Origin of the sequence: Niveispirillum irakense DSM 11586 (assembly GCF_000429645.1) — a bacterium.
Classification (GTDB): Bacteria; Pseudomonadota; Alphaproteobacteria; order Azospirillales; family Azospirillaceae; genus Niveispirillum; species Niveispirillum irakense.
Window position 1 is genome coordinate 78838 of record NZ_KE386933.1, and the last position, 26612, is coordinate 105449.

Consider the following 26612-nt stretch of genomic DNA (forward strand, 5'->3'; position numbering starts at 1 on the left):
CGCGCCTTGGTCCCGGTAGGTGCCCGAAGGAGCCGCCATACTGCGGTAACCATTCGGGGACATGGTGGGCCCCCTGTCCATGCCACTTTCTGGAAATGGCCTTGCTGATCAAGCCGGTGAAGGCCCCGCCCGGCGGCGGGGCCTTCCGGTAGCGTTAAGGGGCTACCCCTTCCGCCAGGGCCTTTTCCATCTGTTCGGACAGGTCCAGCCATTCCATTTCCGCCTCTTCCAACTCGGCGGTCACGCTCCCCAGTTCAATCTGGATCTTGGCCACCTTGTCGGACGGGCCTTCATACAGCTTCGGGTCGGCCAGCTTGGTCTCCAGCTCCGTCTTGCGCTTGGTCAGCTTGGCCATGCGCTTGTCGATATCCTCGATCTTGCGGCGCAGGGGGGCCAGTTGCTGGCGCAATTCCGCCGCAGCCCGGCGTTCATCCTTGCGGTCGCGGGCGGGGGCTGTTGCCGCCCCTCCGCTGCTTTTCTCCGCTGCCCGCTCGGCGCGGCTTTTCTCCAGCAGCAGGCGCTTGTAATCCTCAAGATCGCCCTCAAACGGCTGGCAGGTGCCGTCATTCACCAGCCATAGCCGATCCGCCGTCAGTTCCACCAGATGCGGGTCGTGGCTGATGACGATGACCGCACCTTCATATTCGTTCAGTGCCTCCACCAGCGCCTCGCGGCTGTCGATATCCAGATGGTTGGTCGGTTCGTCCAGCATCAGGATATGCGGCGCATCGCGCGTCATCATGGCCAGCAGCAGCTTGGCCTTTTCCCCGCCCGACAGGCCGGAGATTTTGGTGTCCGCCTTGGGCTGGGTGAAGCCGAAGCGGCCCAGATGCGACCGTGCCTGGCCTTCCAGCGTGCCCGGCGGCATCACCGCCTGCATCTGCTGCAACGCCGTCCAGCCCAGATTCAATTCGTCCGACTGGTGCTGCGCGAAATAGCCGACGCGCAGCTTGCCCGACCGGAACACCTCGCCCGACAGCGGCCCCATGCGCCCGGCCAGCAGCTTCACCAGGGTGGATTTGCCATTGCCGTTGGCCCCCAGCAGGGCGATGCGGTCATCCCCGTCAATACGCAGGTTCAACCGTTTCAGGATGGCCTTGTCGCCATAGCCGGCCACCGCATTGTCCAGCCGGATCAGCGGCGGGGCCAGTTCTTCAGGCGAGGGAAAATTGAAATTGACCGGCGTATCGTCGATCACCTGCACGCGCGGACCCAGCCGTTCGATGGCTTTCAGCTTGCTTTGCGCCTGGGTGGCCTTGCTGGCCTTGGCGCGGAACCGGTCCACGAAAGATTGCAGGTGCGCGCGCTGGGCATCCTGCTTGGCGGCCATGGCCTTGGCATGTTCCATCCGCATGGAGCGGATCTGCACGAACTGGTCGTAATTGCCGCCATAAGAGGTCAGCTTCAACTGATCCAGATGCACGATGGTGGTCGGCACCTTGTTCAGCAGGCCGCGATCATGGCTGACGATCAGCATCGTGTGCGGATAGTTCTTAAGGTACTCCTCCAGCCACAGGGTCGCTTCCAGGTCCAGATGGTTGGTCGGCTCGTCCAGCAGCAGCAGGTCAGGCTCGGTGAACAGCACGCCGGCCAGGGCCACGCGCATCCGCCAGCCACCGGAGAAGTCCGAACAGGGGCGCTGCTGCGCCTCCGCATTGAAGCCCAGACCGGACAGGATGCGGGCGGCGCGCGATTCTGCCGAATGCGCGCCGATATCCGCCAACCGCGCATGAATCTCCCCGATCCGCTCGGGGTCGGTGGCGGTTTCGGCTTCTGCCAGCAGGGCGGTGCGTTCGGTATCGGCGGCCAGCACCGCCTCGATCAGCGTGGTCGATCCCGCCGGCGCCTCCTGCCGCACCCACCCCATCTTCAGGCCCGATGGCAGGAAGATGGAGCCGGCATCGGCATGGATTTCCCCGGCGATCAGGCGCAACAGGGTGGATTTGCCTGTGCCGTTGCGGCCCACCAGGGCCACGCGGTGGCCGGCGGGGATGGTGACGCTGGCGCCTTCCAGCAAAAGCCGGCCGGCGATACGGTAGGTGAGGTCGGTGATCTGCAGCATGATAGGGTGCGCTTTACCACAGCTATCGCGAGCGCAGAAGCGGCGCGCATATAAGCTCCCACAGAAAGGGCGTTGTAGGGCGACCTGTACGTCTGTATAAGCCCGGCCAAGTTTAAACGCCTATGCTCAGGAGATTCCCATGGCTGTCGAACGGACGCTGTCGATCATCAAGCCCGACGCGACCCGCCGCAACCTCACCGGCAAGATCAATGCCCGCTTCGAGGAAAACGGTCTGCGTATCGTTGCGCAGAAGCGCGTTCAGCTCTCGAAGGCGCAGGCCGAGCAGTTCTACGACGTTCACCGTGAGCGTCCGTTCTTCGGCGAGCTGGTGTCGTTCATGATCTCCGGTCCGGTGGTCGTGCAGGTTCTGGAAGGCGACAACGCCGTCACCAAGAACCGCGACATCATGGGCGCCACGAACCCGGCCAACGCCGCCCCCGGCACCATCCGCAAGGATTTCGCCGAGAGCATCGAGGCCAATTCCGTTCACGGCTCCGACAGCCTGGACAACGCCAAGATCGAAATCGCCTACTTCTTCGCTGGTACGGAGATCGTCGGCTGATTTCAGCCTGACGGACAGTAGCGTTTTCCAGTGAAAAGCCCGCCGGAGAGAAGCTCTCCCGGCGGGCTTTTTGCGTTTGGCAGACGGTGTTCCCCTTAATCCGCGTAAACCCCGGCTGCCGTGATCACCGGCTTCCAGCGGTCAATCTCCGTCACCACGAAATCACCCAGGGCCTTGGGCGTGGCGCGGTCTTCGGCGACGGGCTCGGTGCCCAGATCGGCGAAGCGCTGCTTCACCGTCTCATCCTTCAGCGCCACCTTCAGCGCGTCGGACAGTTTTTTCACCACGGCGTCCGGCGTGCCTTTGGGGGCGTAGATCCCGTGCCACACGGCCACTTCCACCCCCGGCAGCCCGGCTTCCTTGGTCGTGGGCAGGTCGGACAGGGAGGGGACGCGGTTGGGCGTGGTCACGGCATAGGCCTTGATTGCGCCGCCTTTGATCTGGCCGGTGGTATTGGTGGTCTGGTCGCACATGATATCGACCTGGCCGCCGACCAGATCATTCATGGCCGGGCCGGTGCCCTTGTACGGCACAGTGGTCAGCGGGGTTTCCAGGGCCTGCATGAACAGCATGCCGCATAGATGCGAGGCGGCGCCCACCCCGGCATTGGCCAGCGTCACCTTGTCCGGATTGGCCTTCACATAGGCCACCAGTTCCTTCAGGTCCTTGGCCGGAAAGTCTTTTTTCGCGACGATGGTCATCGGCACATCGGTTACCAGCCCGACCGGCGCGAAATCCGTTTTCGGGTCATAGGCCAGCTTGCGATACAGCGTGGCGGATGTGGCCTGCCCGATATGGTGCAGCAGGATCGTGTAGCCGTCCGGATCGGCCTTGGCGACGCGGCCGGCCCCGATGGTGCCGCCGGCCCCGCCGACATTTTCCACAATCACCTGCTGACCCAGGGTCTTGCTCATCGACTGGGCGACGAGGCGGGCCACCGTATCCGTCGGCCCGCCGGCGGAGAATGGCACCACCATGGTGACGGGGCGGCTGGGATAATCCTGCGCCATGGCGGGGGCTGTGCCCAGGGCCAGGGCAAAGGCGGTGACGGCAAGGGTGCTGAAACGCATGGTTTATTCCTCCCAGGGATTGTTGTGCCGATGTTAAGTCATTCTTCTTCGTGGAAAACTTCTTCCCGGCGTTTGCGGATGGCGGGCAGCAGCACCAGGATCAGCAGACCCACCGCCACCAGCAGCAGGAAGGCGGAAAGCGGGCGGTTGACGAAAATCATCGGGTCGCCGCGCGCGATCAGGAAGGACCGGCGCAGGTTCTCCTCCATCAGCGGTCCCAGCACGAAGGCCAGCAGCAGCGGCGCCGGCTCGAATCCGTGTTTCAGCAGGAAATAGCCGATGGCCCCGAACAGGGCGACCAGCATCACCTCTATCCCGGACGAGTTTATGGAATAAACGCCGATACAGCAGAACATCAGGATGGCCGGGAACAGGATGCGATAGGGCACCTTCAGCAGCCGCACCCACACCCCCACCAGCGGCAGGTTGATGATGACCAGCATCAGATTGCCGATCCACATGCTGGCGATCATGCCCCAGAACAGGGTGGGGTTTTCATTCATCACCGTCGGGCCGGGCACGATGCCCTGAATGGTCATGGCGCCCACCATCATCGCCATCACCGCGTTGGGCGGTATGCCCAGGGTCAGCAGCGGGATGAAGCTGGTCTGCGCCCCGGCATTATTGGCGCTTTCAGGGCCGGCCACCCCCTCAATCGCCCCCTTGCCGAAGCGCTGCGGCGTGCGGGAGATTTTCTTTTCCAGCGTATAGCTGGCATAGGGCGCCAGTACCGCGCCATTGCCGGGCAGGATGCCCAGGATTGAGCCCAGGCCCGTGCCGCGCAGAACCGGCATGACGCTTTGCCTGATATCGGCCCAGGTCGGCATCAGCCCGGTGATTTTGGCGCCCAGGATCGTGCGATCCTGTGTCTTTTCCAGATTGCGCAGGATTTCCGCCACGCCGAACAGGCCCACGGCCAGCGTGGTGAAATTGATCCCCTCCGCGATCTGGGGAATGCCGAAGGTCATGCGCGGTTCACCGGTTTCAATATCCGATCCCACACAGCCCAGCAGCAGCCCGACAATGACCATGGCCACCGCCTTCAGCACCGATCCGCTGGCCAGCACGATGGCCCCGATCAACCCGGTCAGCATCAGGGCGAAATATTCCGGCGGACCGAAATTCTGCGCGAAAGAAGCCAGAATTGGCCCGAACAAGGCCACCAGGAAGGTGGCCACCGTGCCGGCAAAGAAAGATCCCAGCGCCGCGATGGCCAGCGCCGGTCCGGCACGGCCCTGACGGGCCATCTGGTGCCCGTCCAGCGTGGTGACAACCGACGAAGTTTCCCCCGGCATGTTCACCAGAATGGCGGTGGTGCTGCCGCCATACTGGGCGCCGTAATAGATGCCAGCCAGCATGATCAGCGCGCCCAGCGGGTCCAGGCTGAAGGTGATGGGCAGCAGAATGGCGATGGTGGCAATGGGGCCAAGGCCCGGCAGCACACCAATCAGCGTGCCGACCAGGGCGCCGATGAAGCAGAGCGCCAGGTTGGTCGGCGTGCCCGCCGCGCTGAACCCCAGCGCCAGATTGGAAAAGACGCTGTCCATGGGCTCACATCCGGGGCCAGACGGGGAAAGGCAGGTCCAGCAGGACCACGAACAGCAGCACGGCCAGCCCGATCAACAGCACCGAGGCGACCAGCGTTTCCCGCCATTTCAGTTCGGGCGAGGCAAAGGCGCTGACCAGGAACAGCAATGCGGAGGCCAGCACCAGACCCAGGGGCCGGATGGTCAGCCCGAAGACCAGGATGGCGGCCAGCAGCGGCAAACCATGCCGCAGGTTCAGGCTTTCCAGCCCATGCCCGTCCAGCACCAGTGATCGGGCGGCCAGCACCAGCCCTACCAATCCGGTCAGCCCCGCCAGCACGGTGGGGAAGTATCCCGGCCCCATGCGTGATGCGGTACCGAACCGTAAATCACCGATTTGTGAAAATGCCAGGGCGGCCAGCGCGATCAGCGCGATACCACCCACCAGATCCTGGGGGCTACGCACGCGCATGGCACCCCCGGTTTGAAGAGTTTGTGCCGATGGCCCCATTCATCCAGGCGCCCCTCCCTTATGCGGTTGCGTTGATCCGGTCAGCGCCGGTTCGCACCATTCGATATATTGGGATGATGGTAACGCGGGTGGGCCCACCCGGCAATCATGTGGGGCTATAACCATTGGTGCCCCCGACCAACGTCGTGGGGGGACTTAGAAGGGGGAGGGCTCCCCTTTGCCCAAGGCAAAGAGGCCATGGGCCGCGCCTTTCATGAGGCGTCGGAAGGTGGGGCATTCGATATGACGGGGGGCGGGGCAGGCGGCGGCATGGCGCAACCCGTCGCGCATCGCCACCAGACGGGAGATCGTGCGGTCCAGTTCATCAGCCTTTTCCACCAGCATCTGCCTGTCCAGGGCGGGGGTGCTATCAGTTCCCAGCATCGGGCCGATCTCCGCCAGGGTGAAGCCTGCCGCCCGACCCAATGCCACCAGCGCCAGCCGTTCCAGGATACTTGCCTCGTAAAGCCGGCGCAGGCCCCGGCGGCCGACGGGCGCAATCAGGCCCTTCTCCTCGTAGAATCGCAAGGTTGCCGGGCTCAGGCCGGATTTCCGTGCAACCTCACCAATATCGAGAAGCATCGAATAGCCCTTGACCTCAAGTGAACTTGAAGTGGCAGCCTCTCGCCATGCCCATAGTTTTGCAAGCGGAAGGAAATGGATATGACCGACAGGATGCACCTGCTTCCCAAGGGGGCGGACGATCAGGCGCAGCTATGGAACGGTGCGGCCGGGCGTGCCTGGGCCGAGGAATGCACTATGATGGATGCCATGTTGCACCCGTTTCAGGAAAGGCTGGTTGCTGCCGTGGCGGCACAGGGGGGCCAGCGGGTGCTGGATGTAGGCTGTGGCACCGGGGCCGTCACCCTGGCCATCGCCCGTAATCGGCCTGCCGGGATGGTGACAGGGATCGATATTTCCGCCCCCATGCTGGCAGCGGCGGAAGTGCGGGCACGCGCTGCTGGGCTGGATCCGCGCTTTTTGCTGGCGGATGCAGAAAGCCATGATTTTGCCGAAAGCGGTTTCGATCTGGTGGTGTCACGTTTTGGCGTGATGTTCTTCGGCCAGCCGGTGTCCGCTTTTGCCAACCTGTGGCGGGCGACGCGGCCAGGGGGCAACCTGTGCTTTTTTGCCTGGCGCAGCGCGGTGGAGAACAGCTTCATGTCCCTGGCAGAAAAGGCAGCATCCTCTTTTCTGCCGCCATTGCCACCCCGGCAGCCCCATGCGCCCGGCCAGTTCGCTTTTGCTGACCGCGACCATGTGGCGGGGATTTTGCGGGATTCCGGCTGGGGTGAGATCGACATCGCGCCCATGGATGTTGAATGTGGTCTGCCCCTGGACCGGTTGCCGACATATCTGTCCCGCTTCGGCCCTTTGGGACGGGTGATGGACGGGCTGGAACCAGGCCGGCGCCAGGAAGTGCTGGCGCACCTGCTGACCTCGTTCGCGCCTTTCATACAGGGGGAGGAGGCGCGTTTCACAGCGGCCTGCTGGCAGGTGAACGCCATGGCCTGACGGCGGTGCCGGAATGCGGGCCCGTGCGTGAAATTTGGTGGCGTCTGCCGGCGTTGATCCGGCTGCACGCAAGCTTCTGTCGCAGAGCAGCATTCCTGCGATCATGTATTGCGCCACTGCCCGGCGGCATGGCAGTAAGGGGGCCTGCTTCATTGCCAGCCGTCCGGGTCCTTATCCCATGCAGAAGTTTACGCAGCTTACCGGCGTTGCCGCCCCTCTCCGTCTGATGAATGTCGATACCGACATGATCATCCCGGCGGATTACCTGAAGACGATCAAGCGCACCGGCCTGGGTGCCGGGCTGTTCGCCTCGCTCCGGTACAAGGATGGCAAGGCGATTGAGGATTTTGTCCTGAACAAGCCGGCCTATGCCAAGGCCAGCATCCTGATCGCCGGTGACAATTTCGGCTGCGGTTCCTCGCGTGAGCATGCGCCCTGGGCGCTGGCCGATTATGGCATCCGCTGCATCATCGCCCCCAGCTTTGCCGACATCTTCTTCAATAACTGCTTCAAGAACGGCATCCTGCCGATCCCGATGCCGGTTGAAGTGGTGGAAAGGCTGATGGAGGCTGCCGATAATGGCGCCAATTCCACCTTCACCGTCGATCTGGAAACCCAGAAGATCACCCTGCCCGATGGCAGCACGATTGGTTTCGACGTGGAGCCGTTCCGTCGCGAATGCCTGCTGAATGGCTGGGACGATATCGGCCTGACCCTGCGCAATGTCGATGCCATTGACAGTTTCGAGGCCAAGGCCAAGCAGGACCAGTCCTGGCTCTGGGCTTCCTGAAGGCGGGTGCCCGTCTGATCTTCGCCCTGCCGGTGTCGCCCCATCACGGGCTTGGCGCTGGCGGGCGATCCGTTTAGAAATGCCGCGACGGCGTGGCCGTCCGATGATGAACTTACAGGGGTAGTATTATGTCGAAGCGTTCGCTGCTGCTGCTGCCGGGCGACGGTATCGGGCCGGAAGTGATGCGCCAATTGCGCCGTGTCATCGACTGGTACGCCCGCAAGCGCGGTGTCGAGTTCGATATTGAGGAAGGTCTGGTCGGCGGTTGCGCCTATGATGCGCACGGCACCCCCCTGTCCGACGAGACGATGGCCCGCGCCCTGGCGGTGGATGCGGTGATGCTGGCCGCCGTCGGCGGGCCGAAATGGGATAATCTCAGCTTCGACAAGCGCCCCGAGGCAGGATTGCTGCGCCTGCGCAAGGAGATGGAGCTGTTCGCCAACCTGCGCCCGGCCAAGGTGTTCGATGCGCTGGTCGATGCCTCTTCGCTGAAGCCGGAAATCGTGCGCGGCCTGGACATCATGATCATCCGCGAGTTGACCGGCGGCGTCTATTTCGGGGAGCCGCGCGGCATCTCCGATCTGCCGAACGGCGAGCGTCGCGGCGTGAACACCCAGGTCTATGACACGCACGAGATCCACCGTGTCGCCCGCGTGGCGTTCGAGCTGGCGCGCAAGCGCGGCAACAAGGTCTGCTCGTCCGAGAAGTCCAACGTGATGGAATCGGGCCTGCTGTGGCGTCAGGAAGTGATCGCTCTGCATAAGGCCGAGTATCAGGATGTGGAACTGTCCCACATGCTGGCCGATGCCGCTGCCATGCAGCTTGTGCGCAATCCCAAGCAGTTCGACGTGATCGTCACCGACAATCTGTTCGGCGACATCCTGTCGGACGAAGCCTCCATGCTGACTGGCTCCATCGGCATGCTGCCGTCCGCCTCGCTGGGCGCGCCGGATGCCAATGGCAAGCGCAAGGCCCTGTATGAGCCGGTGCATGGTTCCGCCCCGGACATTGCCGGCCGTGACCTGGCCAACCCGATCGCCATGTTCCTGTCCTTCGCCATGGCGCTGCGCTGGTCCTTCGACCTGCAGGGCGATGCCGACATTCTGGAGACTGCGGTTGAGAATGTGCTGAAGACCGGCATGCGTACGGGTGACATCATGCAGCCCGGCATGGCGAAGGTGTCCACCTCCGTCATGGCGGACAGCATCCTGCGCGAGATGGACAAGCTGGTCGCCGCGGCCTGACCGGTAAAGGCGGAAAGCGCCATGATGATCGGCATCCGTGCGGCAACCCGTGCGGATGCCGATGTCGTTTGTGCCCTTATCGCCGCCCTGTCGGCGGAAGAGGGGATGGTGCCGCCGGCGCTGACCCCCGCCCTGTTCCAGCGGCAGGCTTTTGGCCGCAAGCCGCTTTTCACCGCCCTTCTGGCGGAGCGGCAGGGAAGGGTGGCCGGGCTGGTGCTGCTGACCAGGGGCTATGACAGCCAGTCGGCGGAAGCGGGCCTTGTGGTGGAAAATCTTTATGTGGAGCCGTTGGCCCGGCGCTGTGGCGTGGGCCGTGCCCTGATGGCCGCCTGTGCCCGGCTGGCGGTGGAGGAGGGGCTGGGCTGGCTGTCCTGGCATGCCCGCACCCGCAATGTGCGGGCGGCCCTGTTCTACCGCTCACTAGGCGCGCAGACGGAAGGGGTGACGCTGATGGCGCTGAGCGGCCCAGCCTTGACCGCCCTGTCACAAGACTGATCCCGCAAGGATCGCCAGACCATATGTTATGAAAAAGGGCGCCCCGGTGAGGCGCCCTTTTGCGTGGTCGATTGATCGGGTTTCGGTCGGTTACTCCGCTGGAACCTGATGGGGCCCCAGGCCCCGCTCCTGTTCTTCAATCCGGCGGCGGATGCTGCCGATCGGCTGCACGCCCTTGGCGAACATGCTGTACAGCACCGGGGTGATGAACAGGGACAGCAGGGTGCCGACGCTGACCCCGCCCACGATCACCCAGCCAATGGCCATCCGGCTTTCTGCACCGGCGCCATGGGCCAGGGCCAGGGGCATGGCGCCGAAGACGGTGGCGATGGAGGTCATGAGAATCGGGCGCAGGCGCAGGGTAGCGGCCGCGACCACGGCCTCCAGCAGTTCCTGCCCTTCTTCGCGAAGCTGGTTGGCGAATTCCACGATCATGATCGCGTTCTTCGCGATCAGGCCGATCAGCATGATCAGGCCGATCTGGGTGTAGGTGTTCAACGACATGCCGGTGAGCTTGATCGCCAGGATGCCCCCCAAGCCCGCGGGCAGCACCGATACCAGGATCATGGCCGGCAGGCGGAAATTCTCGAACTGGGCGGCCAGCACCAGGAAAGCGACCAGCATCGCCATGCCCAACGCGAAATAGATGGCGCTGGAGGCTTCAAGCTGCAGGCGGGCCGCGCCTTCGAAATTGACCCGCGCCTCGCCCGGCAGCACCTCTGCTGCGGCGGCCTGAACTTCCCGGATTGCATCGCCCATCGGCGTTCCGCTGGTTAGATTGGCGGTGATGGTGATGGAGCGCAGGCGATTATAGCGGTTCAGTTCCGTCGGGGCCGCGATGTCATGCACCCGAATCAGGTTCGCCAGCGGTACCAACTGGCCGGAGCCGGCCTGGCTGTTGCCGCGCACGAAGATATTGTTCAGGTCACGCGGATTGGCGCGGTCGCCGCTATTGGCCCGCAGCACCACGTCATATTCCTCGCCCCGGTCCAGATAACGGGTCACCTGCCGTTCGCCCAGCATGGTTTCCAGGGTCGTGCCAATCAGGGTGACGGGCACGCCCAGATCGGCGGCGCGTTCCCGATCCACGGTCACGCGGAGTTGGGGCTTGGTCTCGTCATAATCAGCCTGAAAGCCGTTCAGGCCGGGATACTGGCCCAGCCGCGTGATCAGCGTGTCACGCCATTCGGCCAGTTCTTCGAACGTGTTGCCGCCAATCACGACCTGGATCTGATTGGCATTGCCGCTGCCGCCACCCAGACCGGAGGGCAGGATCGGCACGATGCGGGCACCGGGGATTGCATCCAGCTTCGGGCGCAGTTCCGCCACCATGGCCAGCACGGATTTGTCGGAGACGCGCTCACTCCACACAGGGGTGCGGGCGATGACCATGGCGCGGTTGACACCGGCATTGCCGCCCCAGCCGGGGTTGAGGATGGTCAGTGTGCTGTCCAGCTCGCCATTGTCCAGATAGGGCTTCAGCAGCGCTTCCACATCGGCCAGCTCCCGCTTGGTGAACTCCAGGCTGGCGCCTTCAGGGGCTGTCAGAGAGATGCGGAACTGGCCGCGATCTTCCGTCGGGGCCAGTTCGCTGGGCAGGGACAGGGCGATCAGGCCGGTCACAACGATGCTGCCGAACAAGGCCAGGATCACCAGCAGGCGGCTTTTCAAGGCCCCATTCAGCAGGCTCTGATAGCCGCTTGTCACCCAATCCAGGAACCGTTCGGAATAGCGGAACAGCCCGCGCGCTTCCTGATGACCCTTCAGCATCTTGGAAGAGAGCATGGGAGACAGGGTCAGCGCCACAAGGCAGGAGAAGGCGATGGCGGCCATCAGCGCGATGGCGAACTCCCGGAACAGACGGCCCTGATCACCCGGCAGCATGGAGAGCGGTGCAATCACCGCCAGCAGCACCAGGGTGGTGGCGATAACGGCGAAACCGATCTGCCGCGCCCCGCGATAGGCTGCCAGCAGCGGCGGTTCCCCTTCCTCGATCCGGCGGGAGATGTTTTCCACCACGATGATGGCATCATCCACCACCAGCCCTACGGCCAGCACGAAGGCCAGCAGGGTCAGCACATTGATGGAAAAGCCCATCGCCGCCATCACCCCGAAGGCGGCGATCATAGAAACGGGAATGGCGACGACAGGGATCACCGTGGCGCGGAAGGTGCGCAGGAACACCCAGACAACCAGGATCACCAGCCCGATGGCGACCGCAATGGCGTGGAACACCTCGTAAATCGACTGGCTGATATAGACGGCGTCGTCATTCCGCACTTCCAGGGCCATGCCGGGCGGCAGCGTGGCGCGGAACTGGTCCAGCATGGCGCGCACGGCCTGTGACACTTCCACTGTATTGGCGGTGGACTGGCGGACAATGCCCATGCCGACAGCGTCGCTGCCATTAATGCGGAAACCGCTGCGATCGTCCCGCGGACCGACTTCCACCCGTGCCACATCGCCGATCCGGACCTGGCTCAGCCCGTCGCTGCGGATCAGGATGCGGGAGAACTGTTCGGGCGTGTTCAGGCGGGTGTCGGTGCGGACGGTGAATTCACGCTGGACACCTTCGATACGGCCGGCCGGCAATTCGGTATTTTCCCGACGGATGGCGGCTTCGATATCCTGCACCGTCACATCGCGGGCGGCCATGGCGTTGCGGTCCAGCCAGACCCGCATGGCAAAATCGCGCCGGCCATTGATGCGCACAGAGGCCACACCTTCCACGGTGCCCAGCGCATCCAGATAGTAGCGATTGACGAAGTCGGTCAGCTCAAGCTGGTTCATCCGGTCCGATGACAACGAGATCCACATGATCGGGCTGCTGTCGGCATCGACCTTGCTGACTTCCGGCGGATCGGCTTCTTCCGGCAGATTGTCAGCGATGCGGCTGACACGGTCACGGATATCATTGCTGGCAGCATCAATATCGCGGTCGATATTGAACTCCACCGAAACGGAGGAGGAGCCCTCGCGGGAGCGGGAGCGGATGGTCTTGATGCCCTCGATGCCGTTGATGACGCCTTCGATCCGCTCGGTGATCTCATTATCCACCACCTCGGCGCTGGCGCCGGGATAGCCGGTGCTGATCGAGACGATCGGATAATCGATCTTGGGCAGTTCGCGCACGGGCAGCTTCTCGTACCCCAGCACGCCGAACACCACCAGCATCGCGCTGATCACGAAGGCAAGCACCGGGCGCTGGATCGAGATATCGGAAAGCACCATGGCCGGTTTCCCACTGGAAGGCATTTGTAAAGAATGGCACCGGGCCGGTGCGCGTTGCGGCGCCCGTTACCCTGGTGCATATGCGGGGGCGCCGCCACAGGGGGGCGCCGGTAAATCCATCCTGGCGATCAGGTCTGGCTGGGCTGGGCTGCCGTCTGCGGCGGCACGCCCGTCTCACCGCTGATCTCCACCTTGACCGGCTGGCCTTCGCGGACCTTCTGCACGCCACGGGTGATGACGACCTCGCCACCCTGCAGGCCGCTGACCACCTCGACCTTGCCATCGCTGCGGGTGCTGATCTTGACCTCCCGGCGTTCCACCCGGTCATTGGCAACCAGATAGACGAACTGCCGGTCGCCGCTGGGCACCAGCGATTCCTCCGGCACCAGCACCACGTTCGTCCGGTTCTCCAGCGTCAGGCGGACGGTCATGAACATGCCGGGCCGCAGCCGGTTATCCGCATTGGGCATCTGGGCAACAGCCGTCACCGTGCGGGTCACGGGATCAATGCGGGTATCGACGGCCGACAGGGCGCCGCTGAAACGCTCGTCGGGGTAAACCATGGTTTCGGCATTGATTTGCATGCCAGTACGCAGGTCACGCAGCGTCGCTTCCGGTGCGCTGAATTCCAGCTTCATCGTGCTGGTATCATCGATCGTGGTTACGGGGTCGGCCGGGCGCACCAGCGCGCCGGGGCTGACCTGACGCAGGCCGGTATAGCCGGAAAAGGGTGCGCTGATCGTCAGATCCTGAAGCCGGGCCTGGGCGGCGCGGACGGCGGCCTCTGCCCCCTGGAGCGACAGGTTCAATTCATCCACCCGGGCCTGGGCGATGGCCTGACGCGGCAACAGCGCCTTGGACCGCTCCAGCAACTGGGCGGCATTGCGGCGCGCGGCTTCCGCTTCCGCCAGATTGGCGCGGACCTCGGTCGCATCCAGTTCCACCAGTATGGCCCCGGCTTCCACCTTCTGCCCTTCAGAGAAATTGATCGAGCGGACAATGCCGGCCGTTTTCGCCGTGACGGTCACAGCTTCATTGGCGCGCAAGGTGCCCACAGCATCAAAGCTGACCTGGATATCGCCCCTCTCGACACGGGCGCCCACAACGGAGACCGCGCGCGTGGCGACCTGATTCTGTTCTCCAGCCCCTTTCGGGGTGCCGGCGACATACCAGACACCGCCGCCAATGGCGACCAGGGCAACGGCAGAGGCGATTTGAAGTGGCAGGCGCATTATCCGTTCCGCATAAGAAATGCCTTCACCCCCCGAGAGAATACGGGGCCGAAATACCATTGCGATCCTATCGCAACTGGCCAGGAGGGGCTTGTGCAAAAAGCCGATGGCGAATGCCATGCAATAGTGGCAGTGCGCCGCCAGTGAGATAGGCACAGGTTGACCACATAGCAACTAGTGGCTCCCACCCCGGCTATCTACCGTCTTATTGTTACAACCCTGTAACAGGACGGGCTTTGCGACACTCTTTTACAATTGGGTGCGCGGTGATGCGGATCAGGGCGATGGTGACCACAGATCGGCCAGTTCACGCAGGAAAATCCGGTCGATGGCGGGATAGCGCGAGGGCATCTCAAGCTCGATCCGGTCCATCAGATCCCGCGCCGCATCCTGGCCGTTGGCTTCGGCGTAAATCATGAACCAGGCGACATAGGTACGGGCGACAAGGCGCATATCCGCCCCCTCTCCGACTTCCGGCAATACCCAATATCCCATCCTGCCATCGGCTTTATCGCCGACAAAGGGGAGGCGGGTGATGGGTACTCTGACGGGGTTGGGGGCGACAGGCATTGATAAGGCGATGGGGGTAGAGTTATTGGCAGCGGTGATTCTGTAACCATATCCGCCAGGGCCGCGCCATCCTAAACGGCCCGCACTGGAATGCGTCTCCTGAAACCCTAGCCGAAAGGATAGTATGCACGGTCTTGGCCGACGGATCGTCGTCACGGGACTGGCGGCCATGGTCGCCGTCCTGCGGACAGGCAGGGTCGGGGCGTCGCCCGCCCTCTCCGACATAGAGGCCTATCGGGATGCGTTCCAGGCCATACCGCCGCGGAGTCCGGCGCAACGGCCGCTGGACCGGGTGGAGGCGGCGGCGATGGCGGCCAGCAACCGGGAACGCACAGCGCAACAGGCCGCCGCCCTGCCGGAAGACGCGATATTGACGGCGATTGCGCGTTTTTATGCCCAGGCGCTGGCAGATGGCGCGCCCTTTTCCCACACCGATGCCCAGGGGCGCCAAGCGGGGGAGCGGGTGGCCCTGCTGCATCGCCGCCTTGTCGGCGTCACGGCGGAAAATCTTTATGGCGCCAGCCTGTTCAATCCCGCCCAGGCAGAAAAAGCGGGGACGGAGGCCGTCCGCCACCTGATGGGATCACCCGGCCATCGCCGCAACCTGCTGGATACGCGGTGGACCCATGCCGGCATGGGCGCGGCGCTGGGGCGCACGGGGCTGGTGATCGTTCAGCTTTTCACCGCCCGGGCGGGTTTGCTGCTGACGGAGATGCCGTTGGTGCTGACAGCGGGCACCCCTGTTCCGACCGGATGCCAGCAGGCAGCGGCGGGTGGATTTGACGGCGTTGCACTGGTGCCGGCGGGGCGTAACCCCCAGGCATCCGATTTCACATCACCAGGGATGTTGGCCACACCGACAGAGGCAGGTCTCTACCAGGCCTTTTATGCCCATGCCGACCAGGAGATGACGAACGAAAGCGGTCGTTCAGTCATTTTTTCCCTGCATCCGGGACCGCTGGTGCAGGTGACGGCCCCCTGACCGGGGGGCGCCATCGGCATGGACGGTCAGTGGCCGTGACCGCCGGCGGCCTTGCTCTCTTCCGTCTGGATATAGAGGCGGCTGCAATAGGGGCAGGAGGCCTGACCGGTGGGGGCCAGCGGCAGATAGACCAGCGGATGGCCCAGCGGGCCGCCGCCGCCATCGCAGCCGACGGTATCGTCGTCGATGTAGATGGTTTCCAGCGGCTGCATGGCGGATCGTTCCTTTGGACGTCTGATCATGGAAAAGGCGATATCGCGCGCATCATACAAGCGCCAACCGTTTGCGCAAGCGGTGGCGGCGGATGGGAGCGTTCCCGATTTCATGCCCCTGCCGTGCCGCCCCTGTGATGGCGGTCGTATCCTTTACGCTTCACCGGAGGCACAGTTTGACCAGAGGGCGGCTTGGGTGTACCCCAGATGCAACGCTGTGCAATCTTCCGGCCGCCTGGAACCTTTGTCTTTGTAGTCTGTGCGCGCCTTAAGGAAATGATGTCATGCCTGATAGTGTAAGCCGGCCGACCGCGGCCGACATGGCCCCGGCAGGCCCGGCCGCCGCCATTGCCATCCGCGATCTGCGCAAGACCTATCGCGGCAGCGGCAAGGCCCCGCCCAAGGAAGCGCTGAAGGGCATCAACCTGACCATCCCGCGCGGGTCCATCTATGGGCTGCTGGGGCCGAACGGGGCGGGCAAAAGCACCACGATCAATATCCTGGCCGGTCTGGTGAACAAGACCAGCGGCACGGCGGAGATCTGGGGCATCGATATCGACAAGCATCCCCGCTCGGCGCGTGCCGCCATCGGTATTGTGCCGCAGGAACTGAACCTGGACCCGTTCTTCACCCCGCGGGAAATCCTGGACCTTCAGGCCGGGCTTTATGGCGTGCCCAAGGCGGAACGCCAGACCGACCGGCTGCTGGAGGCGGTGGGGCTGAAGGACAAGGCCAATGCCTATGCCCGCACCCTTTCGGGCGGCATGCGCCGTCGCCTGATGGTGGCCAAGGCCATGGTCCATGCCCCGCCGGTGCTGGTGCTGGACGAGCCGACGGCCGGCGTGGATGTGGAATTGCGGCAGAGCCTGTGGGCCTATGTGCGGGAACTGAACCGCGCCGGCACCACGGTGGTGCTGACCACCCATTATCTGGAAGAAGCACAGGAACTTTGCGACACCATCGCCATTGTCAATCACGGACAGGTGGTGGCCTGTGACAGCACGGCTGTGCTGCTGGGCCGGCTGGACGCGAAGGAGATGGTGGTGACGCTGGATCAGGATATCGCTGCTGTGCCGACGCAATTTGCCGGCTTCGATGCCAGCCTGGACAACCCGCGCCGCCTGACCATCCGCTATCGCCCCACCCAGACCCGGGTGGCGGACCTGCTGGGCGCCATGGCTGCTGCCGGCCTGTCGGTCAAGGATCTGTCCATGGTGGAAAGCGATCTGGAGGATGTGTTCCTGCAACTGACCCGCACACCGGCTTCTGTGGATGGTGGCCTGCGCTGAACCGACAGGGGCGGGCTGGTGGGGCCGGCTGCTGGGGCCGCTGGCCCTGCTGGCCTGCCTGCTGGTGACGGGGTGCGCCGCCCGGACGGAGATGATCGGTCCCGTCCGGCAGGTGCCTTCCCTGGCCGAAGGGGCGCTTGTCACAACGGATGGCGCAAACCTCCCTTTACGGCACTGGAGGCCGGAAGGCCCGGTCCGGGCGGTGATTGTCGCCCTGCACGGTTTCAATGATTATTCCAATGCCTTTGATGCGCCGGCGCGTGACTGGGCGGCCCAGGGCATCGCGACCCTGGCCTATGACCAGCGCGGATTCGGCGCGGCACCGGGCCGGGGGCTTTGGCCCGGCATCAACACGTTGCAGGCCGATCTTCTGTCCGCTGTCGCCGCCGCCCGCCAGACCTATCCGGGCCTGCCCGTCTTTGTCCTGGGGGAAAGCATGGGCGGGGCGGTGGCCGCGACCACCTTTGCCGGGGCGCCCCTGCCGGATGGGGTGGGCGGGCTGATCCTGTCTGCGCCGGCGGTGTGGAGCCGCGCCACCATGCCCTTCTATCAGCGCTGGGCGCTGGCGGTTGGGGGCTGGCTGTTCCCCGATATGGCCCTGACCCCACCCAAGGGGCTGAAAATCCAGGCTTCCGACAATATCGAGATGCTGCGCGCGCTGGGCCGTGACCCGATGATGATCCGCGCCACCCGGATTGATGCCATGCGCGGGCTGACCGACCTGATGGATCAGGCCATGGCGTCGATGGCAAGGCTGCCATCCCCCACCCTGGTGCTTTATGGCCGGAACGAACAGGTGATCCCGCCGCTGGCCGTGACGACGGCCCTGCATCGCATCCCGTCGGGAGAAGGGGTGCGGGTGCTGCGCTATCCCGATGGCTGGCATCTGCTGCTGCGCGACCTGAAGGCTGATATCGTTCGGGGCGATGTGGCAGCCTTCGTCACCGATCCGGGCGGGCCGCTGCCCAGTGGTTTGCGCATCACCCCTGTTTCGATGGTGGAATCATGAGCCGGCCCTGTCCGATCCAGGTGGTGGCGGATGATTATGCGCTCTCCCCCGGCGTCAGTGCCGCCATCCTGTCCCTGGCCAGGGAAGGGCGGCTGACGGGTACGGGTGCGATGACGCCCAGCCCCTTCTGGCGGGAGCATGGCCGCGCCCTGGCGGACCTTCCGCCGCCTTTTCAGGCAGGGCTGCATGTGACCCTGACCGGGGCGCTCGCCCCACTGGGCGCCATGCCGCGACTGGCGCCGGATGGGCGCTTCCCGGCGCTGGGCTGGTGGCTGCGGCACAGCCTGTCCGGTGGCCTGAACGCGGCATGCCGGACGGAAATCGCGGCGGAGATCGACCGCCAGCTTGATGCGTTCGAGGCCGTGATGGGCCGCCCGCCGGCCTATATTGACGGGCACCAGCATGTGCATCTGCTGCCGGGCATCCGGCCGGCAGTGCTGGGGGCGCTGACCCGCCGCTATCCCGCCGGCACGGTGTGGCTGCGTGATTGTGCCGAGCCGGCGGGCGCGATCCTGGCGCGCGGCGTAGCCCCGGCCAAGGCTGCCTTCATCGCCGCGCTGGCTGGCGGGCTGGCGGCGGCGGCCCATGCCCGTGGCATTCCCACCAATGCCGGCTTTACCGGTATTTACGGATTCGACGGGGATTTTCCGGCATTGATGCGGCGTTTCCTGTCACGGGTGCGTCCGGGCCTGCTGATCATGGTGCATCCGGCCCAGGCGGATCACGTGCTGGCGGGACTGGACCCGGTTGTCGGGGCGCGGCAGGCAGAGATGGCCTATCTTGCCGGGCCCCACTGGCCGGCTGATCTGGCTGCCAGCGGCGCGGTGCTGGGAGCCACCCTTGCATAGGGCCCCATCGCTTCCGGCTGGATCGCCGGCAAAGACGGCCCCGCCACCGGCATGATAGATTACCGGTCTATGGTCAGGGGGGCAGGGAGGCCCTGGGGTTGGACGTCAATATCACCCTTTTTGTTGTTTCGATGGTGTGCGCCATTGCGGCAGTGACCCTGGCCCTTGTCCGGCAGATGCTGTTCTATACCCGTCGCGCGCGCATCGATCGCCAGCAGGAGCAGAACCGGGCCTTGACCCGCAAGCAGCAGGCCCTGACCGATGCCTGGCGCGGGACGCAGGAGGCGGTGCGCCAGGCGGAGCAGGACCGCAAGGTGGCGACAACCCAACTGGCCGAACTCCACCGCCGCATCCAGCAGGCCGCGGCCGATAATTATCTGATCGTGCATGAACTGGGTGACCCTGGCAGCCATCGACAGTGCTTTTCCCTGCAATTATCCATCGCCAGCACCATCATGCTGGGACAGACCACGGTGAAGGACTGCCATCTGCGCCATGTGCGGCACATGGTGGAGGTGTGGGCCGATAATGCGGAGGAAGCGACCCGTATCGCCCGGGCTGCCTTCTCCCCCGATGCCGGCTTCTCCCTTTCCAAGCCCGCCCCCTCCATGCCTCTGGCAGCGGCGTAGGCGCATGATCATCCAGCTCGGCCTGTTCCTGCTGATCGTCATTGCCATCGTGTTTTCCGCCGCGCTGATGCGCCGGATCGAGGGGGATGTCATGGACTACCAGCGCGACCTGCGGCTGGTGGAGGAGGAACGGCAGCGTCTGGATGTGGCGTGTGAGACCCTGCGCGGCCTGAATGCGCAAAGCCAGGAGGAACTGGGCCGCGCCAAGGCGGAACTGGCCCGGCTGGCCGATGAAACGATCCAGGCTGAAGCCGATCTGGCCCAGGCCAATGAGCAGCCCAAACAGCGTCTTTTCATGATCGACCGGTCCAGCCTGGGCCAAACCCGTCTGTGGGAGGTTACCATAGCGCAGGAAGGCGGCACGGCGCCGCCATCGGGCGCGGTTGCCATGGACTGGGCGGCGGGGCGTACCTATTTGATTTCTGGGGCCACTGATCGTGATGCCCGGCACCGGGCAGCCTCTCGCTTCTCGGCCGCATCGGGTTATCGGCTGATCAAGGTGGAACGGTTCCGGCGCGCCTGAGCGGGCGATCCCCGCCCCGACGCGCTATCGGCAAGGAAGGCGGACACGCATGTCGGATGCGGTGATCGAATTTCCATTGGCCAAGGCCCGCATCCGCGCGGCTGCCGCTGCTGATCGCCGGGTGACCGGCGCGTTCGATCCCCTGCGCGATGCCTATCGCCAGGAAGGCCCCCTGATGCCAGAGCGCCGCATCGCCGCCCTTGAACAGCTTGATCAGGCTTTGGCCAAGTATGCCCATAGCCTGTGCGAAGCGGTAAGCCAGGATTTCGGCCATCGTTCCACCCATGAAACGATGATGGCAGACCTTTTCACCACCCGTCTTGCCATCCGCCATGCTGCCAAACATCTGCGCCGCTGGATGCGGCCGCGCCGCCGGCCGGTTGATCTGCTGTTCCGCCTCGGCCGGGCACGGGTGGAATATCAGGCCCTGGGCGTGGTCGGCATCATCGCGCCGTGGAACTACCCCGTGCAGCTTGCCCTTTCCCCCCTGGCGGCGGCGGTGGCGGCGGGTAACCGGGTGCTGCTGAAGCCGTCTGAACAGACGCCCCGCACGGCCGCGCTGCTGGAACTGCTGCTGGCAGAGGTGTTCAAGCCGAGTGAGGTGGCGGTGCTGACCGGTGGGGCTGATCTGGCCCATGCCGTCACCCATCTGCCGTTCGACCATCTGCTGTTCACCGGCTCCACCCATATTGGCCGGCAGGTGATGCGGGCGGCATCGGAGAATCTGGTGCCGGTGACGCTGGAACTGGGGGGCAAGTCGCCTGTTCTGCTGACCGATGATTATCTGCTGGATCAGGCGGTTGACCGCATCCTGGCCGGCAAGCTGCTGAATGCGGGGCAAACCTGCATCGCGCCCGATTATGTGCTGCTGCCGCGCGGGCGGGAGGCGGCCTTCATTGACGCATTCGCGCAATCATTGTCGCGGCGCTATCCCACGCTGGGCCGCAATCCGGATTACACCGCCATCATCAGCGATGGTCATTATCAGCGGCTGAATGGCCTGTTGGATGATGCGCGCCGGCGCGGGGCGCGGCTGTTCCCGCTCAGCCCGGCGGCGGAAATCCTGGACCCGGCAGATCGCAAGCTGGCACCGGTCCTGCTGACGGAGGTGCCGGAGCCGGCTGACATCCTGAACCAGGAGATTTTCGGGCCACTGTTGCCGCTGGTGCCCTATGACACGCTGGACGGTGCGATTGATTATATCAACGCTAGGTCCCGTCCCCTGGCGCTGTACCTGTTCAGCCACAACAAGGCCCTGACCCGCCATGTGCTGGACCGAACCCTGTCTGGTGGGGTGACCGTGAATGACACGCTGCTGCATGTGGCGCAGGAAGCGTTGCCCTTTGGCGGGGTGGGGGAAAGCGGCATGGGTGCCTATCATGGGGAGGCCGGTTTCCACCGGTTCAGCCATGCCCGCGCCATCTTCACCCAAAGCCGCTTCAGCCTGACCGGCCTGATGCGCCCCCCTTATGGGGAGCGCATCGACCGGCTGTTGAAATGGCTGATGCGGTAGAGCTGTTTTCGGTTGACCGGAAACAGCTCCGGCGGCGACCGCCGCCGCGCGGCACGTGCCGCGAAGCCAAGCTGCCGGAGGCAGCGCCGGCGATTGAGGAAAACAAAAACCGGGGTGTGTTTCCAGTAAGCAGAATGGCCTTACAGCCGTTCCAACTCGTCGATGAAGCTTTCCAGCAGGCCCAGCCCCTTGTTCCAGAAGGCGGGGTCTTTCAGGTCCAGGCCGAACGGGGCCAGCAATTCCCCATGGTGCAGGGTGCCGGCGGCGGACAGCATCTTGATGTATTTGTCCGCGAACACGTCCCCTTCGCCCTTGGCCGCCGCTTCCTGATAGGCGGCATAGAGGCTGTTCACCAGGCAATCGCCGAAGGCATAGGCGTAAACATAGAAGGGCGCATGGACGAAATGCCCGATATAGGTCCAGTAGGGCCGGTAGCTGTCTTCCCAGCGGAAGGCGGGGCCCAGGCTTTCCTTCTGTACTTCCATCCAGATATCGGCGATCCGCTCGGCTGACAGTTCGCCTTCGCGCCGTTCGCTGTGCAGCTTGCGCTCGAACTGGTAAAAGGCGATCTGGCGGACCACCGTGTTGATCATATCCTCCACCTTGCCGGCCAGCAGGCGCTTGCGCGCGGCCTTGTCGGTGGTCTTGTCCAGCAGCGACCGGAAGGTCAGCATCTCCCCGAAGACGGACGCCGTCTCTGCCAGGGTCAGGGGTGTGGACGCCTGCAAATGCCCCTGGGCGCGGCACAGATATTGATGTACGCCATGGCCCAATTCATGGGCCAGCGTCATCACATCGCGCGTGCGGCCCATATAATTCAGCAGCAGATAGGGATGGGCCGACGGCACCACCGGATGGGCAAACGCACCGGGATTCTTGCCGGGCCGCGGCGGCACGTCGATCCAGGGATTGTCGAAGAATTTCTGGCCGATTGCCGCCATGTCGGGGGAGAAGCGGCCATAGGCATTGCTGACGATGCGCTTGGCGTCTTCCCAACTGATCTTGGCATCGTCATCGCCGGGCAGGGGGGCGTTGCGGTCCCAGTAATCCAGCTTGTCCTGGCCGAACCATTTGGCCTTCAGCGCATAGTAACGATGGGACAGACGGGGATAGGCTGCGCGCACCGACGACAGCAGCGCATCCACCACCTCATCTTCGACATGGTTGCCCATGTTGCGTGCTGACCAGGGCTGGGCGTAGGAGCGCCAGCGATCCTCGATCTCCTTTTCCTTGATCAGCGTATTCATGATGTGGGCGAAGATGCGCTGGTTCTTGCCCAGCACTTCGCCCAGCGCCTGGGCCGCATCGCGCCGCAGGGCCGGATCGGTGGAGGAGAGCAGGTTCAGCGCTTCCGCCGAGGTCAGATCCTTACCGCGCACGGGGAAGCGCAGATCGGCCAGATGTTCATCGAACAAACGCATCCAGGACGCGCGACCGACCACCTGCTTTTCCATCAGCAGCTTTTCCACCTCATCGGAAAGCTGATGCGGGCGGAACACGCGGGTATAACGGATGAAGGGGCCATAAGCCGCCAGGGCCTTGTCGCGCAGCTTGGCCTGGATTTCATGTTCTTCCAGCCGGTTGATCTCCAGCGTGAAAAACAAGAGATGCACGGAAATGGCGGTCACCCGCTCATTCATGCCCTGGTAGAAGCGGCCGATGGCCGGATCAGCCATGTTGGAGGCATAGAGCAGCCCGGCATAGGACATGATCTTGGACAGCGCTTCGTCTATCCGTTCATAGATCGCGATGGCCTTGGCCAGATCGGCACCGGAGAGCTTGGCCAGCTTGCCTTCATATTGTTTGGCAAAGGCGATGCCGTCCTTTTCCGCCTGATCCAGATCGGCCTTCAACGCCGGGCTGTCGGGGCCGGCATAAAGATCGGACAGGTCCCAATTCGGCATCGGGCCCAGATCAGCGGTCGTCAAACTATCGGGCATTGCCCCCTCCGGTGAAGCTGTTCGACTTCACGATATGGCATGGGGGCGGGGAATGTTCAAAGGGGGAGGCACGTTATGGTGGCGTTCGTCCCGTTACGCCGCCATTCCCGCTGCGTGCCCGCTGGACCAGGCCCATTGGAAATTATAGCCGCCCAGCCAGCCGGTCACGTCCACCGCCTCACCGATCACGTAGAAGCCGGGCAGCTTCTTCGCTTCCATGGTTTTGGACGACAGTTCCGCCGTATCGACCCCGCCCAGCGTCACTTCCGCCGTGCGGTAACCTTCCGTGCCGTTGGGCGTGACGCGCCACGCGTGCAGGGCCTGGGCGATGGCGACCAGATCGGCATCCTTCATATCCGCCATGGGGCGGGTGGTCAGCGGCTGTGGGCCGATCAGATCGGTCTCGAACAGCCGTTCCGCAAAGCGCCGTGCCAGGATTTCGCCCAGGATGGTGCGCAATTCCGCCTTCGGGCGTGTCCGCTTGAGCCCTTTCAGATGCTCTGCCAGCGGTCGGTCGGGCGACAGGTCGATGCTCACTTCCTGCCCGTCGCGCCAATAAGACGAGATTTGCAGGATGGATGGCCCGGACAGGCCGCGATGGGTGATCAGCAAGGCCTCGCGGAACTTGCCCTTGTTGCAGGCGACGCTGGCTTCCAGCGGTACGCCGGACAGGTCGCGCAACTTGTTCAGGTCGCGGTCGGCGAAGGTGAAGGGCACCAGGGCCGGGCGCGGTTCCACCAGATTGAGCCCGAACTGCCGTGCCAGCCGGAAGGCGAAATCCGTCGCCCCCATCTTGGGGATGGACGGGCCACCGGTCGCCAGAATGAAGCTGGCGGCGGAGAAGTCGCCCAGGCTGGTGGCGACGCTGTAACCGCCGCCCTCATTGGCCGACACCTTGTCGACCCGGCATTGGGTGAAGATATCCACCCCGGCATCGCCGCATTCCGCCACCAGCATGGCGACGATCTCCTTGGCGGAGCCGTCACAGAATAACTGGCCCAGCTTCTTTTCGTGCCATTGGATGCCGTGGCGGTCGACCAGCGCGATGAAATCATGCTGGGTATAGCGTTTCAGCGCCGAGATGCAGAAAGACGGGTTCTGCGACAGGAACCGGTCAGGCTTGGTGTCCAGATTGGTGAAATTGCACCGTCCGCCGCCGGAGATCAGGATCTTCGATCCCACCTTCTCCGCATGGTCCAGCACGGCCACCCGGCGCCCCCGCCGACCAGCGAAAATGGCGGCAAACAGACCGGCAGCACCGCCGCCGGCAATAACCACATCATAAGCGCGCGTCATTCTGTTTCCGTTCAATCCAGCGCGACCTTGCCGCGCATCTGCTTGATGCCGGCCCGATTGCCCTTTTCATCCAGCCGACGGACCTTCGACGCCTTGGTGGGCCGGGTCGGACGGCGCGGGGCCTGCCGTTCCGCCGCCTTGGCCAGAATTTCCACCAGCCGTGCCTTGGCGTCTTCCCGGTTGCGCTCCTGGCTGCGATGGGATTGCGCCACCAGCACCAGCACCCCTTCCGCCGTCAGCTTGCGCCCGGCCACGCCGCGCACCCGCTGTTTCAGCCAATCGGGCAGGGAGGGAGAATTGGCGACGTCGAAGCGCAGTTGCACCGCCGTTTCCACCTTGTTGACATTCTGCCCACCCGGCCCGCCGGCGCGCAGGAAGCTCTCCTGCAACTCCTCCTCGGCGATGGAAATATAGGGGGTGATGGCGATCATGGAGGAAAAGGTCCGGGGGAAAGGGAAAAGGTCCGCTTGCCTACAGCATAGGGCGCAGGGATGCAAAGCGATGGCGGCTGGCACCAGCGATGCACCATATCAGCGAAGCGGCCCAAAATCTCTGTTTCGATCAGGCCGCCCTCGCCAGGCGCCGAAGGGCCTGCGGCGGCTGGCCGTACTGGCGCATAAAAGCCTCGCGCATCCGGCGTATATCGATAAAGCCGCTTTCCCGCGCGATCTGATCCAGAGGGTGACGGGTTTCCTCGATCATGAGACGTGCGGCTTCAAGCCGGATATGTTCCACCGCCTTGGCAGGTGTCTGGCCGGTTTCCGCGCGGAACGCGCGGCTGAACTGGCGGGGCGACAGGGCTGCGACCTCCGCCAGTTCCTCAACCGTCAGCGGATGGGAAAGATGGGCCCTGGCGTGGATCAGCGCCTTCTGGATGCGGTCACTGCTGGGGGCCAGTTCCAGCAGTTCGGAATGCTGGGACTGACCGCCGGCCCGGCGATGATGCATCACCAGCCGCCGGGCAATAGCGCTTGCCATGTCGCGCCCCAGGTCCTTCTCGATCAGCGCCACCGCGAGATCCAGGCCCGCTGTCAGTCCCGCTGACGTCCAGACCGTCCCTTCATTGATGAAGATGCGGTCATCCTCCACCCGCACATTGGGAAAGGCCTCGCGCATGTGCCGGGCATAGGCCCAGTGCGTCGTGGCGCGACGCCCCTCCAGAAGCCCCATCTGCCCCAGTAGAAAGGCCCCCGTGCACAGGCCTGCAACCCGGCGGGCTTCGGTGGCTTTGGCGCGCAGCAAGGCAAGGGTCGCCTCATTCTGCTGCGGGGGTGGCACAAGGCCAGCCAGAAGCAGCAGCGTGTCAACAGGCTCCACCTGGTCGAGCCGCGTCGTCGGCACGGCAAAGCCGCTTGAGGACATGACGGGGCCGCCTGCAACCGAAGTGATGGAGAGGCTGTAATAAGCTTCTCCCTTCAAAGCGTTGGCCAGCTCGAAGGCGGCCTGCACGCCCAGGGCCAGGAACTGGAAGCCGGGGGTGAGGACCATGGACATGTGGGGCATTGGACCCTCTGGATGGGATGTCTGAAAAACGTACTTTATACGTCATATCAGACGCGGACT

25 protein-coding genes are annotated in these 26612 nt (G+C 64.2%); 12 read left to right on the top strand and 13 right to left on the bottom strand.

What is annotated here, in order from left to right:
- Positions 1-154 precede the first annotated feature (154 nt).
- A complete protein-coding gene (locus G473_RS0114365) occupies positions 155-2062 on the bottom strand; it encodes an ABC-F family ATP-binding cassette domain-containing protein (RefSeq protein WP_029013672.1) in 1908 nt (635 codons plus the stop codon).
- 139 nt (positions 2063-2201) lie between these two features.
- Here G473_RS0114365 and ndk point away from each other — a divergent pair, with 139 nt between their 5' ends.
- Entirely contained in the window at positions 2202-2624 is a 423-nt protein-coding gene (ndk, locus tag G473_RS0114370) for a nucleoside-diphosphate kinase (RefSeq protein ID WP_029013673.1), read from the top strand.
- A gap of 95 nt (positions 2625-2719) precedes the next feature.
- On the opposite strand, the gene G473_RS0114375 is transcribed toward ndk, so the two are convergent.
- From G473_RS0114375 to G473_RS0114390, 4 genes are all read right to left on the bottom strand, one after another.
- Positions 2720-3694 (bottom strand): tripartite tricarboxylate transporter substrate binding protein BugD, encoded by a 975-nt coding sequence (locus G473_RS0114375; RefSeq protein WP_029013674.1) that lies wholly within the window; start codon positions 3692-3694, stop codon positions 2720-2722.
- 38 nt (positions 3695-3732) lie between these two features.
- Positions 3733-5241: a tripartite tricarboxylate transporter permease gene (locus tag G473_RS0114380; protein ID WP_029013675.1), complete on the bottom strand. Its 1509-nt coding sequence runs from the start codon at positions 5239-5241 to the stop codon at positions 3733-3735.
- A 4-nt stretch (positions 5242-5245) separates the two neighbouring features.
- On the bottom strand, positions 5246-5692 hold the full coding sequence (locus G473_RS27030) for a tripartite tricarboxylate transporter TctB family protein (protein ID WP_035707398.1): 447 nt from the start codon (positions 5690-5692) through the stop codon (positions 5246-5248).
- A 195-nt stretch (positions 5693-5887) separates the two neighbouring features.
- Complete coding sequence (locus tag G473_RS0114390; protein WP_029013676.1) at positions 5888-6313, bottom strand: helix-turn-helix domain-containing protein; 426 nt, start codon at positions 6311-6313, stop codon at positions 5888-5890.
- An 81-nt stretch (positions 6314-6394) separates the two neighbouring features.
- On the opposite strand from G473_RS0114390, the gene G473_RS0114395 reads away from it, so the two are divergent.
- The 4 genes from G473_RS0114395 (at position 6395) to G473_RS29380 (ending at position 9775) form a co-directional block, all read left to right on the top strand.
- The gene (locus tag G473_RS0114395) at positions 6395-7246 is read left to right on the top strand and encodes a class I SAM-dependent methyltransferase (RefSeq protein WP_210163328.1); all 852 of its coding nucleotides are present in this window, start codon (positions 6395-6397) and stop codon (positions 7244-7246) included.
- Between the two features lie 178 nt (positions 7247-7424).
- The gene (gene leuD, locus G473_RS0114400; RefSeq protein ID WP_029013678.1) at positions 7425-8036 is read left to right on the top strand and encodes a 3-isopropylmalate dehydratase small subunit; all 612 of its coding nucleotides are present in this window, start codon (positions 7425-7427) and stop codon (positions 8034-8036) included.
- Between the two features lie 128 nt (positions 8037-8164).
- Positions 8165-9280 (top strand): 3-isopropylmalate dehydrogenase, encoded by a 1116-nt coding sequence (gene leuB / locus G473_RS0114405; protein ID WP_029013679.1) that lies wholly within the window; start codon positions 8165-8167, stop codon positions 9278-9280.
- A gap of 21 nt (positions 9281-9301) precedes the next feature.
- Positions 9302-9775: a GNAT family N-acetyltransferase gene (locus G473_RS29380; RefSeq protein WP_051330305.1), complete on the top strand. Its 474-nt coding sequence runs from the start codon at positions 9302-9304 to the stop codon at positions 9773-9775.
- 90 nt (positions 9776-9865) lie between these two features.
- Here the strand turns inward: G473_RS29380 and G473_RS0114415 are convergent, their stop codons facing one another.
- The 3 genes from G473_RS0114415 to G473_RS30380 all read right to left on the bottom strand — a co-directional run bounded on the left by G473_RS0114415 (position 9866) and on the right by G473_RS30380 (position 14691).
- Positions 9866-13006, bottom strand: a complete 3141-nt coding sequence (locus G473_RS0114415; protein WP_029013680.1) for an efflux RND transporter permease subunit — start codon at positions 13004-13006, stop codon at positions 9866-9868.
- Positions 13007-13134: 128 nt separating this feature from the next.
- On the bottom strand, positions 13135-14238 hold the full coding sequence (locus tag G473_RS27040) for an efflux RND transporter periplasmic adaptor subunit (protein WP_051330306.1): 1104 nt from the start codon (positions 14236-14238) through the stop codon (positions 13135-13137).
- Positions 14239-14514: 276 nt separating this feature from the next.
- Complete coding sequence (locus G473_RS30380; protein ID WP_154667417.1) at positions 14515-14691, bottom strand: hypothetical protein; 177 nt, start codon at positions 14689-14691, stop codon at positions 14515-14517.
- A gap of 241 nt (positions 14692-14932) precedes the next feature.
- On the opposite strand from G473_RS30380, the gene G473_RS0114435 reads away from it, so the two are divergent.
- Positions 14933-15790: a CAP domain-containing protein gene (locus tag G473_RS0114435; RefSeq protein WP_029013681.1), complete on the top strand. Its 858-nt coding sequence runs from the start codon at positions 14933-14935 to the stop codon at positions 15788-15790.
- Positions 15791-15816: 26 nt separating this feature from the next.
- Here G473_RS0114435 and G473_RS0114440 read toward each other — a convergent pair whose 3' ends face one another.
- A complete protein-coding gene (locus tag G473_RS0114440; RefSeq protein WP_029013682.1) occupies positions 15817-16002 on the bottom strand; it encodes a zinc-finger domain-containing protein in 186 nt (61 codons plus the stop codon).
- A 284-nt stretch (positions 16003-16286) separates the two neighbouring features.
- Here G473_RS0114440 and G473_RS27045 point away from each other — a divergent pair, with 284 nt between their 5' ends.
- The 6 genes from G473_RS27045 (at position 16287) to G473_RS0114470 (ending at position 21813) form a co-directional block, all read left to right on the top strand.
- Entirely contained in the window at positions 16287-17291 is a 1005-nt protein-coding gene (locus tag G473_RS27045; protein ID WP_051330307.1) for an ABC transporter ATP-binding protein, read from the top strand.
- A complete protein-coding gene (locus tag G473_RS27050; protein ID WP_051330308.1) occupies positions 17275-18300 on the top strand; it encodes an alpha/beta hydrolase in 1026 nt (341 codons plus the stop codon). Before G473_RS27045 ends, G473_RS27050 begins: the two co-directional genes overlap by 17 nt.
- Positions 18297-19148, top strand: coding sequence for a ChbG/HpnK family deacetylase (locus G473_RS27055; RefSeq protein WP_035707402.1), 852 nt, complete (start codon positions 18297-18299; stop codon positions 19146-19148). The genes G473_RS27050 and G473_RS27055 overlap by 4 nt, the downstream gene beginning before the upstream one ends.
- Before the next feature lie 98 nt (positions 19149-19246).
- A complete protein-coding gene (locus G473_RS0114460; RefSeq protein ID WP_029013683.1) occupies positions 19247-19777 on the top strand; it encodes a hypothetical protein in 531 nt (176 codons plus the stop codon).
- Between the two features lie 4 nt (positions 19778-19781).
- A complete protein-coding gene (locus G473_RS0114465; protein WP_029013684.1) occupies positions 19782-20300 on the top strand; it encodes a hypothetical protein in 519 nt (172 codons plus the stop codon).
- A gap of 49 nt (positions 20301-20349) precedes the next feature.
- Positions 20350-21813 carry a coniferyl aldehyde dehydrogenase gene (locus G473_RS0114470; protein WP_029013685.1) on the top strand — a complete coding sequence of 488 codons (1464 nt, stop codon included), beginning with the start codon at positions 20350-20352 and terminating at the stop codon, positions 21811-21813.
- Positions 21814-21953: 140 nt separating this feature from the next.
- Here G473_RS0114470 and G473_RS0114475 read toward each other — a convergent pair whose 3' ends face one another.
- From G473_RS0114475 to G473_RS0114490, 4 genes are all read right to left on the bottom strand, one after another.
- Positions 21954-23753, bottom strand: a complete 1800-nt coding sequence (locus tag G473_RS0114475) for a M3 family oligoendopeptidase (RefSeq protein WP_029013686.1) — start codon at positions 23751-23753, stop codon at positions 21954-21956.
- 93 nt (positions 23754-23846) lie between these two features.
- On the bottom strand, positions 23847-25049 hold the full coding sequence (locus G473_RS0114480; protein WP_029013687.1) for a BaiN/RdsA family NAD(P)/FAD-dependent oxidoreductase: 1203 nt from the start codon (positions 25047-25049) through the stop codon (positions 23847-23849).
- Between the two features lie 11 nt (positions 25050-25060).
- On the bottom strand, positions 25061-25480 hold the full coding sequence (arfB, locus tag G473_RS0114485) for an alternative ribosome rescue aminoacyl-tRNA hydrolase ArfB (RefSeq protein WP_029013688.1): 420 nt from the start codon (positions 25478-25480) through the stop codon (positions 25061-25063).
- A 130-nt stretch (positions 25481-25610) separates the two neighbouring features.
- Positions 25611-26543 carry a GlxA family transcriptional regulator gene (locus G473_RS0114490; RefSeq protein WP_245580073.1) on the bottom strand — a complete coding sequence of 311 codons (933 nt, stop codon included), beginning with the start codon at positions 26541-26543 and terminating at the stop codon, positions 25611-25613.
- Between the last annotated feature and the right edge of the window lie 69 nt (positions 26544-26612).

Bases quoted from the DNA above. Each gene is read 5' to 3' on its own strand.
- G473_RS0114365 (WP_029013672.1), bottom strand. From the start codon at position 2,062: ATGCTGCAGATCACCGACCTCACCTACCGTATCGCCGGCCGGCTTTTG.
- ndk (WP_029013673.1), top strand. From the start codon at position 2,202: ATGGCTGTCGAACGGACGCTGTCGATCATCAAGCCCGACGCGACCCGC.
- G473_RS0114375 (WP_029013674.1), bottom strand. From the start codon at position 3,694: ATGCGTTTCAGCACCCTTGCCGTCACCGCCTTTGCCCTGGCCCTGGGC.
- G473_RS0114380 (WP_029013675.1), bottom strand. From the start codon at position 5,241: ATGGACAGCGTCTTTTCCAATCTGGCGCTGGGGTTCAGCGCGGCGGGC.
- G473_RS27030 (WP_035707398.1), bottom strand. From the start codon at position 5,692: ATGCGCGTGCGTAGCCCCCAGGATCTGGTGGGTGGTATCGCGCTGATC.
- G473_RS0114390 (WP_029013676.1), bottom strand. From the start codon at position 6,313: ATGCTTCTCGATATTGGTGAGGTTGCACGGAAATCCGGCCTGAGCCCG.
- G473_RS0114395 (WP_210163328.1), top strand. From the start codon at position 6,395: ATGACCGACAGGATGCACCTGCTTCCCAAGGGGGCGGACGATCAGGCG.
- leuD (WP_029013678.1), top strand. From the start codon at position 7,425: ATGCAGAAGTTTACGCAGCTTACCGGCGTTGCCGCCCCTCTCCGTCTG.
- leuB (WP_029013679.1), top strand. From the start codon at position 8,165: ATGTCGAAGCGTTCGCTGCTGCTGCTGCCGGGCGACGGTATCGGGCCG.
- G473_RS29380 (WP_051330305.1), top strand. From the start codon at position 9,302: ATGATGATCGGCATCCGTGCGGCAACCCGTGCGGATGCCGATGTCGTT.
- G473_RS0114415 (WP_029013680.1), bottom strand. From the start codon at position 13,006: ATGGTGCTTTCCGATATCTCGATCCAGCGCCCGGTGCTTGCCTTCGTG.
- G473_RS27040 (WP_051330306.1), bottom strand. From the start codon at position 14,238: ATGCGCCTGCCACTTCAAATCGCCTCTGCCGTTGCCCTGGTCGCCATT.
- G473_RS30380 (WP_154667417.1), bottom strand. From the start codon at position 14,691: ATGCGCCTTGTCGCCCGTACCTATGTCGCCTGGTTCATGATTTACGCC.
- G473_RS0114435 (WP_029013681.1), top strand. From the start codon at position 14,933: ATGCACGGTCTTGGCCGACGGATCGTCGTCACGGGACTGGCGGCCATG.
- G473_RS0114440 (WP_029013682.1), bottom strand. From the start codon at position 16,002: ATGCAGCCGCTGGAAACCATCTACATCGACGACGATACCGTCGGCTGC.
- G473_RS27045 (WP_051330307.1), top strand. From the start codon at position 16,287: ATGCCTGATAGTGTAAGCCGGCCGACCGCGGCCGACATGGCCCCGGCA.
- G473_RS27050 (WP_051330308.1), top strand. From the start codon at position 17,275: ATGGTGGCCTGCGCTGAACCGACAGGGGCGGGCTGGTGGGGCCGGCTG.
- G473_RS27055 (WP_035707402.1), top strand. From the start codon at position 18,297: ATGAGCCGGCCCTGTCCGATCCAGGTGGTGGCGGATGATTATGCGCTC.
- G473_RS0114465 (WP_029013684.1), top strand. From the start codon at position 19,782: ATGATCATCCAGCTCGGCCTGTTCCTGCTGATCGTCATTGCCATCGTG.
- G473_RS0114470 (WP_029013685.1), top strand. From the start codon at position 20,350: ATGTCGGATGCGGTGATCGAATTTCCATTGGCCAAGGCCCGCATCCGC.
- G473_RS0114475 (WP_029013686.1), bottom strand. From the start codon at position 23,753: ATGCCCGATAGTTTGACGACCGCTGATCTGGGCCCGATGCCGAATTGG.
- G473_RS0114480 (WP_029013687.1), bottom strand. From the start codon at position 25,049: ATGACGCGCGCTTATGATGTGGTTATTGCCGGCGGCGGTGCTGCCGGT.
- arfB (WP_029013688.1), bottom strand. From the start codon at position 25,480: ATGATCGCCATCACCCCCTATATTTCCATCGCCGAGGAGGAGTTGCAG.
- G473_RS0114490 (WP_245580073.1), bottom strand. From the start codon at position 26,543: ATGTCCATGGTCCTCACCCCCGGCTTCCAGTTCCTGGCCCTGGGCGTG.